General features: G+C 59.7%; 17 protein-coding genes. 2 read left to right on the top strand and 15 right to left on the bottom strand.

Going from position 1 to position 14352, the window contains the following annotated elements:
- Window positions 1-17: 17 nt before the first annotated feature.
- The 9 genes from rplS to GBEM_RS17150 form a co-directional block, all read right to left on the bottom strand.
- A complete protein-coding gene (gene rplS, locus GBEM_RS17110; RefSeq protein ID WP_012531852.1) occupies window positions 18-374 on the bottom strand; it encodes a 50S ribosomal protein L19 in 357 nt (118 codons plus the stop codon).
- A gap of 141 nt (window positions 375-515) precedes the next feature.
- Entirely contained in the window at window positions 516-1085 is a 570-nt protein-coding gene (locus GBEM_RS17115; RefSeq protein WP_012531853.1) for an RNA methyltransferase, read from the bottom strand.
- Window positions 1082-1831 (bottom strand): tRNA (guanosine(37)-N1)-methyltransferase TrmD, encoded by a 750-nt coding sequence (gene trmD / locus GBEM_RS17120; protein ID WP_012531854.1) that lies wholly within the window; start codon window positions 1829-1831, stop codon window positions 1082-1084. The genes GBEM_RS17115 and trmD overlap by 4 nt, the downstream gene beginning before the upstream one ends.
- Window positions 1828-2346: a ribosome maturation factor RimM gene (gene rimM, locus GBEM_RS17125; RefSeq protein ID WP_012531855.1), complete on the bottom strand. Its 519-nt coding sequence runs from the start codon at window positions 2344-2346 to the stop codon at window positions 1828-1830. The genes trmD and rimM overlap by 4 nt, the downstream gene beginning before the upstream one ends.
- Before the next feature lie 3 nt (window positions 2347-2349).
- Window positions 2350-2580 carry a KH domain-containing protein gene (locus GBEM_RS17130; RefSeq protein WP_012531856.1) on the bottom strand — a complete coding sequence of 77 codons (231 nt, stop codon included), beginning with the start codon at window positions 2578-2580 and terminating at the stop codon, window positions 2350-2352.
- A gap of 51 nt (window positions 2581-2631) precedes the next feature.
- Window positions 2632-2898, bottom strand: a complete 267-nt coding sequence (rpsP, locus tag GBEM_RS17135) for a 30S ribosomal protein S16 (protein WP_012531857.1) — start codon at window positions 2896-2898, stop codon at window positions 2632-2634.
- A gap of 107 nt (window positions 2899-3005) precedes the next feature.
- On the bottom strand, window positions 3006-4367 hold the full coding sequence (gene ffh, locus GBEM_RS17140; protein ID WP_012531858.1) for a signal recognition particle protein: 1362 nt from the start codon (window positions 4365-4367) through the stop codon (window positions 3006-3008).
- Between the two features lie 171 nt (window positions 4368-4538).
- On the bottom strand, window positions 4539-5126 hold the full coding sequence (gene yedF / locus GBEM_RS17145) for a sulfurtransferase-like selenium metabolism protein YedF (protein ID WP_012531859.1): 588 nt from the start codon (window positions 5124-5126) through the stop codon (window positions 4539-4541).
- The gene (locus GBEM_RS17150) at window positions 5123-5386 is read right to left on the bottom strand and encodes a DUF3343 domain-containing protein (protein ID WP_012531860.1); all 264 of its coding nucleotides are present in this window, start codon (window positions 5384-5386) and stop codon (window positions 5123-5125) included. Before GBEM_RS17150 ends, yedF begins: the two co-directional genes overlap by 4 nt.
- A gap of 95 nt (window positions 5387-5481) precedes the next feature.
- Here GBEM_RS17150 and GBEM_RS17155 point away from each other — a divergent pair, with 95 nt between their 5' ends.
- Window positions 5482-5754 (top strand): hypothetical protein, encoded by a 273-nt coding sequence (locus tag GBEM_RS17155; RefSeq protein ID WP_012531861.1) that lies wholly within the window; start codon window positions 5482-5484, stop codon window positions 5752-5754.
- Entirely contained in the window at window positions 5738-6223 is a 486-nt protein-coding gene (locus GBEM_RS17160; RefSeq protein ID WP_012531862.1) for a DUF721 domain-containing protein, read from the top strand. The genes GBEM_RS17155 and GBEM_RS17160 overlap by 17 nt, the downstream gene beginning before the upstream one ends.
- Window positions 6224-6353: 130 nt before the next feature.
- On the opposite strand, the gene GBEM_RS17165 is transcribed toward GBEM_RS17160, so the two are convergent.
- The 6 genes from GBEM_RS17165 to GBEM_RS17190 all read right to left on the bottom strand — a co-directional run bounded on the left by GBEM_RS17165 (window position 6354) and on the right by GBEM_RS17190 (window position 14349).
- Window positions 6354-7130, bottom strand: coding sequence for a tRNA1(Val) (adenine(37)-N6)-methyltransferase (locus tag GBEM_RS17165; RefSeq protein WP_012531863.1), 777 nt, complete (start codon window positions 7128-7130; stop codon window positions 6354-6356).
- A 50-nt stretch (window positions 7131-7180) separates the two neighbouring features.
- Window positions 7181-9646: a membrane protein gene (locus GBEM_RS17170; protein WP_012531864.1), complete on the bottom strand. Its 2466-nt coding sequence runs from the start codon at window positions 9644-9646 to the stop codon at window positions 7181-7183.
- Between the two features lie 183 nt (window positions 9647-9829).
- Complete coding sequence (locus GBEM_RS17175) at window positions 9830-11032, bottom strand: glycosyltransferase family 4 protein (protein WP_012531865.1); 1203 nt, start codon at window positions 11030-11032, stop codon at window positions 9830-9832.
- Window positions 11029-12003 carry a glycosyltransferase family 2 protein gene (locus tag GBEM_RS17180; protein ID WP_012531866.1) on the bottom strand — a complete coding sequence of 325 codons (975 nt, stop codon included), beginning with the start codon at window positions 12001-12003 and terminating at the stop codon, window positions 11029-11031. The genes GBEM_RS17175 and GBEM_RS17180 overlap by 4 nt, the downstream gene beginning before the upstream one ends.
- Before the next feature lies 1 nt (window position 12004).
- On the bottom strand, window positions 12005-13195 hold the full coding sequence (locus tag GBEM_RS17185) for a glycosyltransferase family 4 protein (RefSeq protein WP_012531867.1): 1191 nt from the start codon (window positions 13193-13195) through the stop codon (window positions 12005-12007).
- Between the two features lie 2 nt (window positions 13196-13197).
- The gene (locus GBEM_RS17190) at window positions 13198-14349 is read right to left on the bottom strand and encodes a glycosyltransferase (RefSeq protein WP_148212924.1); all 1152 of its coding nucleotides are present in this window, start codon (window positions 14347-14349) and stop codon (window positions 13198-13200) included.
- Window positions 14350-14352 lie beyond the last annotated feature (3 nt).

The following is a 14352-nucleotide window of genomic DNA, read 5'->3' on the forward strand; positions in this document are numbered from 1 at the left end:
TTATGCTGCGAGCCTTGTTATTGGCCGGCGACGTATTTGCGCTCTTTGATCCTGGAAGCTTTGCCGCGCAGCTTGCGCAGGTAGTAAAGCTTCGCGCGACGGACCTGGCCGCGGGTCACTACTTCGATCGCCTCGATGGACGGGGAGTGCAGCGGGAACACCCTCTCCACGCCGACGCCGTTGGAGATCTTGCGAACGGTGAAGGACTCGCGGATCCCGCCGTTCTGACGGCCGAGGCATACGCCCTGGAAAGCCTGGATACGGCTTTTGTCACCCTCAACGATTTTCACCTGCACCTTGATGGTGTCGCCAGGAATGAATTTGGGAATGTTCTTCTTCATCTGCGCCATTTCAATAGCATCAATCTGGTTCATTTGGTACTTCCTCCCTTATCTTTAACCTCTAGTCTTGCAAGTTTAGAATCTATGGCTGTTACGCCGTTTCCGCCTAGCTACGCTTATTCCCTACCCTTCTCGTAGAGCCGAGACCTTTGGTCCGGCCTGCTACAAACTCATTTACCGCCCGAACAGCCGGTCCAGCATGATCGACGCCGCGGAGCGCACCGAGAGATGGTTGTATTCTCCAGCCCCTCTGATCGGCTCCAGCACCAGATCGCTCTTGTTGAAGACCTGCTCGATCAGCCCCCACCCGGTCCCAAGCAGCAGCAAAAAGGGCTGTTGCGGGTCTTGGTCGATGAGCGTCTTGAGATCTGCAAAGCTGACGCTGTTGTCGCGGCCGGTGGCGCCGGTCACGACGACCTTCGGCCTGCGGCCGGTGCGCTTTTCAATGTCGGCGATGGCGGTGTCGACCGATGCTTCCATCTGCAGCGTTTCGAGCGCCATCTTGCGCTTCGGGTTATAGGTGGAGCCCCAACCGGAAAGCCAGTGCTCCCTTATCTTTTCAACGAGCTTTCGCTGCTCTTCAACCGGGGTCACGATGTAGTAGCGGTCCAGACCGAAGGTCCGGGTCAGCCGCGACATGTCGTGGATGTCAAGGTTGGTCACCGAAGTGGCGACCACGTCCTTGTGCTTGTCGTACACCGGGTAATGAACGAGCGCGATGCTGAAATTGGCCGCTGAGGTCATCTGGCCACCTTCTCCTGATTGGCCTTTTCGACCTCGACAAATAGTTTCTTGTCCGACTTGCTCCACTCGATCCCATCGAGGAGCTCGGGACGGGAGGCGAGCGTTCTTCTCATCTGCTCCTTGCGCCGCCACTTGGCGATCTCGGCATGGTTGCCGGAAAGGAGGATGTCGGGAACCTTCTCGCCCCTGAATTCGGGGGGCCTCGTGTACTGCGGGTACTCCAGAAGCCCATCTGCAAATGAATCGTACTGCGCCGACTCGTCGGAACCCAATACGCCCGGCACCAGCCGGGAAACGGCATCGACGATGACCATGGCGGCGATCTCCCCGCCGGTCAGCACGAAATCCCCTAACGAGATCTCGTCGTCCACGAACAGGGTGCGCACCCTCTCGTCGACCCCCTCGTAGCGGCCGCAGATGATGACAACCCCTTCCTCGCGGGAGAGCTCCTCGGCAAACTGGTGGTTGAAAGGACGCCCGCAGGGGGTGGTCAGTATCACCTTCGAGTTGGGGTTCTTCGCCTTAACCGCCTCGATGGCACCGGCTATCGGCTCGACCTTCATCACCATCCCGGCGCCGCCGCCGTAGGGGGCATCGTCGGCCGTGGCGTGCTTGTCGAAGGCCCAGTCGCGGATGTTGTGCAGCGCGACCTCTATGAGCCCCTTGTCGCTAGCCCGCTTCAGGATGCTTTCCGTCAGCGGCCCTTCGAACATGGCCGGAAACAGGGTCAGAATGTCGAATTTCATAGATCGAGCAGCCCCTCGGGAAGAGAGACCGTCATGCGCCCTTCAGCCAGGTTGATCGATAACACGACATCCTCGAGCGCGGGGATAAGCACCTCGAGCGCGCCCTTCTTTACCACATAAACGTCGTTGCTGCCGGTCTCGATGATGTCGACCAGCTCTCCCAGCTCTTCCCCGTCCGAGGTTGCCACCTGGAGTCCCAGGAGGTCGGACCAGTAGAACTCGTCGTCGGGGAGTTCCGGAAGCGACACCCGGTCGGCGTAGATCTCTCGGCCGACCAGGTGCAGCACCTGGTTTATGTTGTCAAACGGCTTGAGGGTCAGAATCACCCTTTTGCCGTGCGCCTTGGCTGAAACCACCGCGAACGGCTCCAAGGCAGCTGTCGGAGACTTTACGAAGACCTCGTTCAGTTGCGAGATACTGGAAGCATCCCCCGCAAAGGGAATGACCCGCAACTGTCCCTTGATCCCGTGCGTCCCCTGGATCTTACCAATCAATAATTTTTTACTACCGGACATCTGTCACTCTACAATCTTCAGGATCGCTTTCTTGTTGTCCTTTGTGGAAACAGCATTCAACAGGGTGCGGATCGCCTTTGCAGTGCGTCCTTCCTTGCCGATGATACGGCCCATGTCCTCTTTTGCGACGGTTAGCTTGATTACGTTGGTTTCTTCTTCCAACTCCTCGGTGGCTCGTACCTGGCTCGGGTCATCAACAAGTGCCTTGGCGATGGTCTCAACAAGCTCTTTCATGTCGCTATCCTCTGTAGTGTGGGATATCCGGCTGGCCGGAACTAACAGGAATTAAGCGGCCGGAGAGACGAACTTCTCCCAAATCCCGACCTTCTTGAGGATCTGCTTGACCGTGTCGGTAGGCTGTGCGCCTTTACCGAGCCACTCAAGAGTCTTCCCTTCTTCCAGGTTGTACACCGCCGGGTTCTTGTTCGGGTCGTAGGTACCGACGTTTTCAATGAAACGCCCGTCCCTGCGGCAACGGCAGTCAGCAACCACTACCTGGTAAAAGGGTTTCTTCTTAGCGCCCGCACGTGCAAGTCTGATCTTTATAGCCATTTCTTCCTCCTGGTGTTCTCGGATCCTTTAGATCCGCCATTTTGTGTAAGTGGTGTTTCGAATCTGCTAACTGTATCTATATCGGCTGCTATCGTCAAAGAAGATAGTTAAAAGGGGAGCATCCCTTTTCCCATCCCCTTCATTCCCTTTAAGAGCCCTTTGGGGCCCATCTTCTGCAACTGCTTCACTACCTTCTGCGCCTCAGAGAATCGTTTGAGCAACTGGTTCACTTCCTGAACGCTGGTGCCGCTCCCTTTGGCTATCCTCAAACGGCGGCTGCCGTTGATGATGGTGTGGTTGGCGCGCTCCTTCGCGGTCATGGAGTCGATGATCGCCTCGATCCGCTTCAGCTCCTTCTCCGAAGGCTGAGCCCCCTGCATCTGCTTCATCGCCTTCCCCATGCCGGGGATCATGTTCATGATGGATTCGAGCGAACCCATCTTCTTGATCTGCTGCAGCTGGTTTCTGAAATCCTCCAGGTCGAACTGGCCGGATTTCTTCATCTTGTCCTGCAGGCGGACCGCTTCCTTCTCGTCCATGGTCGCCTGCGCCTTCTCGATCAGGGTAAGCACGTCACCCATGCCGAGAATGCGGGAAACCAGGCGGTCGGCGTGGAACACGTCGAGCGCGTCGAGCTTCTCGCCCAGGCCTACGAACTTGACCGGCTTGCCGGTAACGGCCTTGATGGAGAGCGCTGCGCCCCCCTTGGCGTCGCCGTCGAGCTTGGTCAGGATCACCCCGGTGATGCCGAGGCGGTCGTTGAAGCCGCTGGCAACGTTGACCGCTTCCTGCCCCGTCATGGCGTCGGCCACGAACAGGATCTCGCGCGGAGCCAACTCGTCGCGAATACCTTCCAGCTCATTCATCAGGTAGTCGTCTATCTGGTGGCGGCCGGCGGTATCGAAGATGACGACGTCAAAGCCGTTCAGGGTCGCGTAGCGGTGCGCGGCGCGGCAGATCTCCAGCGGCTTCTGGGTCGCTTCGGAGCCGAACACCTCGATATCGAGCTGACGCCCCAGCACCTTCAACTGCTCGATAGCGGCCGGACGGTAGACGTCGGCCGGAACCAGCAGCGGCTTTTTCCTTTGCGCCTTCAGGAACTTGGCGAGCTTGCCGCAAGACGTGGTCTTACCGGCGCCCTGCAGGCCGACCAGCATGATCGCTACCGGCGGCTTGGCCGCGAGGTCGAGGGAGTTGTCCTCCTCGCCGCCCATCAGAAGCACCAGCTCGTCGTGGACGATCTTGATTACCTGCTGCCCCGGGGCAAGGCTTTGCAGCACCTCGGTACCGACAGCGCGGCCGCGGACCTTCTCGACGAATTCCTTGACGACCTTGAAATTGACGTCCGCCTCAAGAAGCGCCAGACGCACTTCACGCAGGGCGTCCTTGACGTTTTCTTCGGTCATGACCCCCTGGCCGCGGAGCTTCTTGAAAACCAGGTCAAGTTTGTCGGAAAGTGTGGCGAACATCTCAAACCTATAAGTTAGCGAAAACGCTTGTTATTTTTCACAGAGCCGCGCCACGCAACGGCAAAAGCGCACAGGTATCCCGCGGCAAGAGAGTCACTTTAGTGGATAAACTCGCCCATTGTCAAGCGAAATTATCCACTGCAGCGTAAGTTAACAGCGCTCGGTAGACGCCTACAGCCGCACCACCGAGCGCGCCTGCAGCATGCTTTCGGCGATGGTGAACATGTTGGTCACGCCGCCCGCCGCCAGCAGTTCCTTCTTCTTGTAGAAGTCGAGGCAGATGCCGCAGGAGAGCACCTCCACCCCGCGGTTCCCCAGCTCCACAAGCGCCTCGATCACTTCGGACCCCTGCGCGACCAGGAGCACGCCGCTGTTGAGGAAGAAGATGCGGTCCGGAAGCTCGGTCATGTCGAGGAGCGTAATGATGAAGTTCTTCATCAACAGCCGCCCCAGCTCTTCCGCGCCGTCGCCCAGCCGGTCGCTTCCGATCAGCATCACGGTAGCGCCGCTGCGCTCGGCGGGAGCAGCTTCCCGCTTGGCGGCGCCGGAGCCGGTCCCGGAAACGGTGAGGGCGAAACCGTCTTCCAGTTGTTCTTCCTGTACCTGGTAGCCGCGTCCCTGCACGAAGCGCTTCACGTTCTCCCTGGGCGCCCCGTCGTCTAGGAGCACACGCAGTTCCCCCTCCGCCGACTCAAGCGCCCTTTTCACCGACACGACCGGCAACGGGCAGGCCATTCCCCTGACATCCAAGCTGTTCATTTCTCTTCTCCTATCTTCACGAACTCTTCTCCGTTTTTTCTGTAGAGGTCCCGGGGGAGCAATCCCGCCTCGGCAAGCGCCGCTTCCACCTCGCCCCTGATCTCCTCGGCGTAGCGGATGGCGAGGCCGCAGTCCGCGGCAAGGGCGCGGGGGGCCGGAATCAGGAGGATCTTCAGGCTCTTGTCCTTCAAGAGCCTTTCCGCCTCCATAACCCGGTGGATCGAGTTGAAAATCGCCACGTAATCGCCGTCTTTTACCACAACAACTCCTTTATTGGATCAGAACCAGCTCTAATAGAAGCACATTGACAAAGGGAGGTCAAACCCATACTATTATCGACCCAAGAGGGTACTTCATGGATACAGATACAATACTTAAGGCAGCAGCCTTGATCATCCTGGCTACTGCAGTCAACATACCGCTGGGGTACCGTCGTCAGTCCTACCCGAAGTTTTCCTTCGGCTGGTATTTCTACGTCCACATTTCCATTCCCGCCATCGTCTACTTCAGGATAAAGACAGGGCTTGGCTGGGGATTCATTCCCTTCAGCATTACCAGTGCCGTTATCGGACAGGTGATCGGCGGCAGGATGCACAGAAAGAGAAACAAGGTTGAAAAAGCCGACTGACAAGCGTCCCAGAATGCGCCGGCCGGCACCCGTATCCGACCTTTTGGGTCAGATGCTGCGGGGGACCCCTGCCGAGCAGAGGCTGAAAGAAGGCCGCATCTGGCTGGTCTGGGACGAAGCCGTCGGAAAGCGGATCGCCTCCCATGCCCAGCCCTCATCCTTCAGGGCCGGCACCCTCACCATCAGCGTCGACAGTTCCCCCTGGCTGCAGCAACTCAACTATCTAAAGAAAGAACTGATCGGCAAGGTGAACGACGCCCTTGAGGAAGAGCTCGTAACGGAGCTGCAGTTCAAGGGTGGCAAGGTCACCCCGCCCTCCGATGCCAAGTTGCCCGCCCCTCCCAAGCGCCGGGAGTTGAACGACGAGGAAAGGCAGTGGATCGAAGAACAGGCAGAATCCGTCGCCGACCCCGAGCTTCGTGCCGTATTCGAAAGCCTCATCCGTAAAGACCGAGAACACAAAGAGTAAAAGTAAAACCAAAACCGATAAAAACCAAACCATTGGCAAGGAGAACATCTGAGCACTTCTGAGAAAAGCTTTTTGGAGTAACCCCCAAAGTCTTTTAGGTTCTCTCAGATTTTCTCTGTGGCTAATGATTTCAAGCCTTTTCGACTTTGCGATAAATCCTCAACTTCTCCTCGCTGTAGCCGCCGTCCTCGCCCCTCACCATCAGGGGGGGCTCGACCCGCAGTTCTCCGCTTCTCCCCTTGGCCAATTCGATCATGAACATCCGGGCTTCCATCCGGCTGTTGCCGTGCACCATCCTCAGCCTCAACGGCGCCAGCTTCTGATGTGCGGCCTGCGCCATCAGCTCGGCGAGACGGCTTGTGTGATAGATGAGACAGATCCGCCCGGACGGCTTCACCAGATACTTCGCCGCCGCCAAGAAATCGGACAGGGCTGCGGTACTCTCGTGCCGGGAATCGTCGCGCCCAGCGCGGGGACTCACCTTGCCGGTGCCGGGCCTGCGGTAGGGAGGGTTAGAGACGACGAGATCGAAGCTGTCCACGAGAAACCGCGACTTCACGGAGACGACGTCCTCCTCGACCACCTCGACCCGGTCGCTAAGTCCGTTCATCATTACGTTCCGCGCCGCGATCTGCGCCATCACCTGTTGGAACTCGATGGCGGCGACTGAAGCATTCTCGCCCAGCCGGGCCAAGAGCAAGGCGATGACCCCGCAGCCGGTACCGAGATCGACGCATCGCTCCCCAGTCCGCACGCCCGCGAAATCGGCCAGAAGCAGCGGGTCCACCGAGAACCGGTAGCCGTGCCGCGGCTGGATGATGCGCAGGTCGTAACCGGAGAGCTCGTCCAGCGTTTCCTCTACTGCTCGTCCCTGAAGGGCTCCACCCTCCACTATTTCACCAGCCATCACCTTCTCGTTCACCACTCGTTATCACCGTCTGCATGAAATGCCGGGCCTTATGACTCAGCTCCCTTGGCTCCGATCGGCTGCCTCCGCCTGAGCACGACCTCGCGCCCAAGGAAAGCGGCGAAGACGGCAAAGGAGATCAAGGTCAGATACTTGCCGACCTTGAAGGGAGTGGGGTCGAAAACCAGCTCAACCTTGTGCATCCCCGGCGTGAGATAGATGCCGCGCAGCACGTGGTCCACCGGGTAGATCTCGGCGACCTTGCCGTCCACCGTGGCGCGCCACCCCCGGTAGTACTTCTCTCCCATTACCAGGAGGGAGTTCATGGCGACCGATGCATCCAGGTCGATCAGCTCCCCTTCGTAGCGCAGCACGCGCACCTGCCCCGGCGCCGTAGTGACCTGGGCGGTAGGGGGCGCCAAGGGGATGGGGGGCTCCGACTCCACCACCGCCATCAGCCTCGGGTTGAACGCCGGGCTCTGCAGCGCCGCGAGCGACTCCTGTGTCGAGGTCGCCTTCACCGCAACCGGCGCCAGCCACGCCTTGGGAAGAACGTTCTGGTTTTCAAGGATGACGGTGCCGCCGTCAGGCGTGGTGAAAACGGGGCGATATTTGTTGCCCATGCTGGCCTGGTCCTTCCGATACTGGTCCTTGCTCAGCACCAGGTACCTCACGTTGAGGATGTCCGGCATGGTGGAAAGCAGGTCGAAGCTGTCCAGAAACTCCTGCCAGCGGCGCTGCTGCACCGCGTTCGAGGTAAACATCACCGGAATCCCGGAGGCAGCGTACGGCATCGGGTCCCCGCCGAGTGGAAGCGTGCGGTAATCCTTGGGCTGGTTGGCGAGGAAAGCGATCTCCGGCGGTTTCACGGCCGTGGCCTTGTGCGGCTCGTCCACGAGGAAGAGAAACTTCGAGTTGACGCGCCCCACGTCCAGCAGAAACAGTGCGATCAGCACCAGGGGGACCAGTTTCGCGGCGAGCTTGCCCCTGTGGTACAGGGCAAACGCCGCGGCGAAGAGAGCGGCAAGTCCTGCTGCAATGGCGGTTTCGGCGACCAGGTTGTTCCAGCGCTCCAGCACGAGCTGTTCGCTTTGGGGCTGGTAGCGGGTCGGCTGGGAAAGGATGTCGATGAAGGTGTTGACCCAGAACTGCCCGGTCGCGATCTCCGTCCCTAAGAGTGCCAGGAGCACCACCGGCAACAGGACGATTCCCAGGATGTAGCGCTTGAAGGCGCGAGTGCCGCGCACCACGGGGTCCAGCAGCAGATCGAGCCCCAAAGCGGATAGCACTCCAAGACCCAGCACCGGGATGAACATAATCATCTTCGGGACCCTGAAGCGGTTGATCCCCGGGAAGTAGTCGAAGAGGAGGTTGTAGAAAAGGGTGTATTTGCCCATGGAGAAGAAGATCCCCACTACCACGGCCGAGAGCGCGAGCCAGGTGTAGCGGTCGCGCCGGAAAATGAGCGGCAGCGGCAACAGCAGCCAGGGGAGAAGTCCCATGTAGCTCACCGTCTGGGTGAAATTCATCCGCCCCCAGTAGTAGGCATCTATATCCTTGGGGTTTTCCCCTGCCTCCTGGCGGGAGTAGCCGAACATCCCCGGAATGATGAAGGCGGCAGTCTCTTCCGGCGGCAGCGACCAGGACATCGCCTCCTCGCGGGCGAGCCCACCTTTTGCCTCGGTCTTGCCGCCCCCAGCAACGGCGTTGGCGCCGCTGTTCACGCCGCGGTTCGTCTCCTTGGACCAGTTGGCGAGAGGGACCAGAGAGATGGCGACGGTGGTGAGGAAGAATACGAGCAGAACCAGGTTCATCCCCACCAGGCTCGCGACCTCCTTGCCGGCCGGTTTCTCCTCCCTCAGGATGAAGACGGAACGGGCGATGCCGTAGACGCCGATGGCGAGGCAGGTGTAGTAAGCGACCTGCCAGTGGGTGTGGAAGAACTGGAAGGCAAGCACCACGGCCGTCGTCAGGAAGAAGATCAAGCGCCTGGTCTTGAACCCTTTCTCCAGGAAGTAAAAGGCCCAGGGCGCAAAGGAGATAGTGGCGATCTTCATCACGTGGCCGGCGTTGATCAGCGAGGCGTTCTCCGGGGCGAGCGCGAAGACCAGGCCTGCCAGGAAAGAGGCGGGCCTGCCGGCGCCGATGAGCCGGCACAGGCAATAGGTGCCGGCGGCGCCGAAGAAAAGCTGCGCCACTATGTACCACGCCACGCTGGCTGGCGCCGGGAAGATCCAGAAGATGAGGTTGCGAATGACGAGGAACTGCTCCGACGCCATCCCCCCCTCGTTGGTGTGCCCGGAGTTCAGCAAGGTATTCCATCCCGCGCTGGAGATGTCGACCTTGAACAAGGAGAGAAACGCCCTGCTCCCGAAACCCTTAATCCCCCAGTAGAACTCGTTGATGATGTCGGGAGCCCGAATGATCTGCGAGGTGAAGAGAATTTTAGAGAAAAGGATCAAGAGTACTGCCAGCAGGCCGGACAGTATCAGCAGGTCTTTTTTGCGGTCGGTCATCGGGAGACAACTCCTTGAACATATTCATTCCAGCGCCGCATTATCCACATATTTCAGGATTTGTGCAACGGTAAGGTGCTTCATAGCCCCCCCTCCCACAAGGGGAGGTGGGACCAAGAGCAGCTTTCCCCGGCATTCCCGGACGAACGAACGGAGGCTGACCCAGGGACGGAGGGGGAAGCATCACCTGCTTGATGCGCCGGCGCTTTTGCGGTAGAAAGCGTCGAGGCGAAGCGCCGCGTCCTTCCAGCTGAAGTTTTCCTGCAGGTAGAGCCGGCCGTTCTCCCCCATCTGCCGCTGCCTCTCCGGCGAGCGGAGCAGCGCCAGGGTCTCATCCGCCATCTGCCGCCAGTTGTGCGGGTCGCAGAGGACGCCGGAGCGCCCGTCGTCGATGTACTCGGCCAACTGCCCGACGCGGTCGCCGACGACCGGAGTCCCCGCCAGAAGAATCTCGGTAAGCTTTGCCGGGCATTTGGTGCGATTCACCAGGCTCTGCGCGAAAGGGTAGATGGCGACGTTTCCGGCCGCCAGCAGGTCCGGGATGGACTCGGGGGCAACCCATCCGGCCATTGCCAGCGCTTTGTCGAATCCAGATTCCCTTGCCGCCTTGGCAAGGAGGTCCTCCTCCCCATGACGCCCTTTCCCCACCACCAGGAAGCGCACCTGCGGCATCTGCTTGAAGAGTTCGGCGAAGAGGTAGTGCAGCTTTTCCTGAGTGAACTCGAAGAAACGGGTGTAGAGCAAAACGACCGGCGCGGCGGGAGCGATGCCGAGCCTGGCCCGGGCTGCGGCTCCGTCGACGACGGGCGCCGCACCGACGCAGTTGGGAAGATAAAGCATTCTCCCCCCCGGGATACCCATCTCAGTAACCAGCCGCTCCAGCTCCCGGCTCGCGGTCGTCACCCCCACAGCGTGCTGCGTGATCCACTGTTCCTGGAATCGGTAAAAACGTTTCTCTGCGCCCGAGTAGTCGTGCAGGTCGTTCATCCCCCCCTCGCCTTCCCAGTCGTCGGTGTCGAGGAAAAGCGGCGGCATCCTGACCCCCAGGCGCTGCAGCGAGATGAGGAGCATACCGGCGATGCCGCCGTACCCCTTGGGCTTGAAGAGATGAATCAGGTCCGGGCGCTCGGCCAATGCCGCACGCAGCATGCGCCAGGCGAGGACGGGCGCGGCAAGCGCCTTGTGCTTCGGCCCGAGGAGGACGTTCGCCAGCCGCACCCCCCGCACCATTTCCGTTTTTCCCGAATCCTCCGGGTTGGTGTAGGGAGGCGCCACGATGACGACCTCGTGCCCCAGCCCCTGCAGTTCGACAGCCAGCGGGAGCATCCGGGCGATGACGGTTCCTTTGGGGCGGATGCCGAATGGAGCCAGGAAGACGATCTTCAAGGTTTCCCCCCTTGCGCCGATTTTGGGGCCGGCAGGTCACGCTGCCGCTTCTTGAGGGCGCGCGCCAGCAGCAGCGCGAAATCGAGCTGGAAAAAGAGAAAAGCGAGGCGGTTGCTGCCGCTGGACAGGAACAGGTTATTCAGGAGCCGGTCCATCCCGGCAAGGAGCGGATCAGGCACAGACTCCAGCAGGGCTACCAGCTTGCTGATGGACGAAGCGTGGAACGCCGCGGGACGAAGCGATTTCAAAAGGAGGTAATTGGAGACCGAATTGACCATCTTCTCGTGGGTCCGCGCCTTGGAGACCAGCCCCAGGTGCGAAGCGGTGTTGTCGATGTGGAGGATCTTGAACTTTTCCGCCAGCCGCGCCCCCCACTCGATATCCTCGTAGCCGTAGCCGGTGAACCGCTCGTCGAAGGGGGTCGCCTGGAACACACTCTTTCTGACCATGATGTTTGAGGTGAGGATATGCCGCCACGGTTCCCGGTTCCTAACTGCCGCGGCCTTTACTTCCTTCCTGCCGCCCAGATAGGCGTGGTAGTCGAACTCGCGGCCGCCGAGAACCCTGGCTCGGTAGCTGATCCCCCCGCTCACCACGTCGAATTCGCCGGGACCGGCATAGGAGAGGTAGCTCCGGACGAAATCCGGCCCGTCCGGCAGGACGTCACAGTCGAGAAACAGCAGGAACTCCCCGGAAGCCTCGGCAGCGAGAAGGTTGCGGATGGCAGCCCGCCCCACGTTCCGCTCCAGGGTGCTCTGCTTGAGACAGGGCTTCGCTAGGCCGGCAAGGAGAATTTCATTGCGGGAGCGGAGAGTGGCGTCGGTGGAATGGTCATCCATCACGATCACCTCCACATTATCGCCCAGCTGGAACTCGTCGATCTCAGCCGCGAGGCTTCGCAGCAGCAAGGACAGGTCCCAGTTGAAGACCGGGATCAGGATCGACATCTTCACGCGCGCGATATCGGTCATGTCAGTTTCCACCTGCAGCCAACAGCAAAGAGCGGTATGAGGAGCAGAACCTCTCGCCGCCGAAGTTTTTACGCGCGTACTCGTAGGCTGCGACCGACATCGCGTTCAACGGCTCACGATCACGGCACATCCTGGCTACGATGGCAACCATCTCCTCGACGATCCCGTCTTCGCTTAGCCCTGCGGATACCAGCCATCCGTTGTGGCCGGAAGAGACGTGGGTCGGTATGCCGCCGACGTCGGTGGAAACGGGTACGACACCCTGCGCCATAGCCTCCATGATCACCATGGGGAAACCTTCGCGGGTCGAGGTAAGGAGCAGTAAATCCGCCTCGCCATAGATCCTCAGCAACTCGACCTGGTCGGCAAGCTCCCCTAGGAAAGTGCAAGCTCCCCTGTCCGCCCCGTCGACCGCCTGTAGCGCATCCCCGACAATGATTACCTCGACGGGAAGCGACAGCTGGCGACAGCGGGAAGCAATGCGCCCGACCAGATGCACCCGCTTCTCCTCCGATCCCCTGCCGACATAGAGCAGTTTCAGTTGGGCTTGTTGTTCCTTCACCGGGTAGTTGGCAGGAACATCCACGAAGTTTTCTATCAGCACGACCCGTTCGGCAAGAGCCTGCGGCAAACCGGCTTCACGGTACTGCTCTTTCAGATCGGAAACCGTCTTGCCGTTTATCGCCACGCGGGCATCGAGCCGGTTGGCAACAGGGAGGGTAAATATCTCGGAGCCGCCTCCAAAGGCATGCACCAAATCGATGACCCTTACCGAGGGAGCAAGATGTCCCACCAGCAGCGAGTAAAAAAGACTGTTACTTCCAAAGACGACTGCGTCTTTGTGGCGGTTAACCACCCCAGCCATCACTCCCACGCTTAACGGGTAGCCGTACTTGAGCAAAGGCCAGATGTCGAACAACTGTGCCTTATTTCCAAAAAGAGAGAGGAAGCCGTTGTTCACAGACTTCTTGGTGAAAAAAACCCATGGCGAGTGAGCAGAGAAGCAGCGGACAATGGCGCCATGCACCTTCTCCGCCCCCCCTACGTGGTAGAAGGGAAAGAAAAAAAAGAGCGCTGAGGGGTTCTTTAATGGCAGACAGCGTCCAAGGAGTTTGCCGATCGCCACTAGCACCCTTACCGGTAACGACATGTTCAGCTTCATGAAAAGCAGGTCTTTTTCCGTGGCCGTCATGACTACCTTGCCTGCTTCAGAGATAAAGAGATCAATTCGGCGGTACTGCTGCACATTTTTCCCAAGCTGAATTCCTTCTCAATCCTCATCTGCAACGACTGTCCGAGGGTCTTGCGCAGCTGCTGGTCCTGCAACAGCATGACGATCTTCTTGGCCAAATCCGTACTGTCCCCTACAGGGGATAGGTAACCCTCACCCTGGCTCCCCAACGCTTCCCGGATTCCGGGGATGTCGGTACCCACAACGGGAAGTCCGGCGGCCATCGCTTCGAGGACACCGTTGGGTAGACCCTCGCTTTTAGAGCTGTAGGCGAACAGGTCGATTGCCCCCAGTAGCCCGGCAACATCATCGACAGGGCCCAATATCTTGACCCGATTCTGTATGCCGAGTTCGAGGGCAAGTCCCGTCAGCCTGGTTTCGACGCCGTCGCAACGACCAGCGAGCACCAGCAAAGGCTCGCTTTCCCAATGGTATTCGGAAACTACCCGGCTCCACGCACGTAGAAGCGTTTCATGGTCCTTGTAGATGCTCAGGTTGGCGACCATGCCTGCCACAAGGGCGTTGGGGTGGACACCCCATTGCTTGCGCCACTCACCTCTGTCCGCGCACGGAGCAGCCAGCGCCACCCCATTGCGAACCAAATGCACTTTTGCCGGCGGTACCCCGTAGGTATCGAGCAAGAACTTCCTGCCCCCGGTCGAGTTGGAAATGAAACAGGTCGGAACGCCTGCAGCGATACGGTAGGGGAGCGCATCGGTTAGCAACAGCCCCTCATCAGCCTGATTCCATACCAATGCCTTGGCGCCGATCCACTTCCACCCCCAGGCACAAACGAGGTTCGGCACGCGCGTGTAGGAAAGGACGATGTCCGGGGCAGCGCTTCGTATGGCGAATACGGCCCGAAGCAACGAGGGGAGGCGGCGCCTGGCTCCCCAATGAAAGGGAACGCCGGACCATTTCAGACCCAACTGTTCGCATAACTGGGAGAGCCTGCCCGGTTTTTCGCTAAGGCCGACGATGTGGACCAAGGCCCCAAGCCGCTTCTGGAGATAGTCTGCCAGCAGGATGCCGCGTCGCTCAGCCCCTCCTAAATCGAGGCTTGCGAAGACGAAGAGTATCTTCTTCCCCCTCAATGCTTCGGTGTGATCGGTCACAGG

The organism is Citrifermentans bemidjiense Bem (assembly GCF_000020725.1).
GTDB classification, from domain to species: domain Bacteria; phylum Desulfobacterota; class Desulfuromonadia; order Geobacterales; family Geobacteraceae; genus Geomonas; species Geomonas bemidjiensis.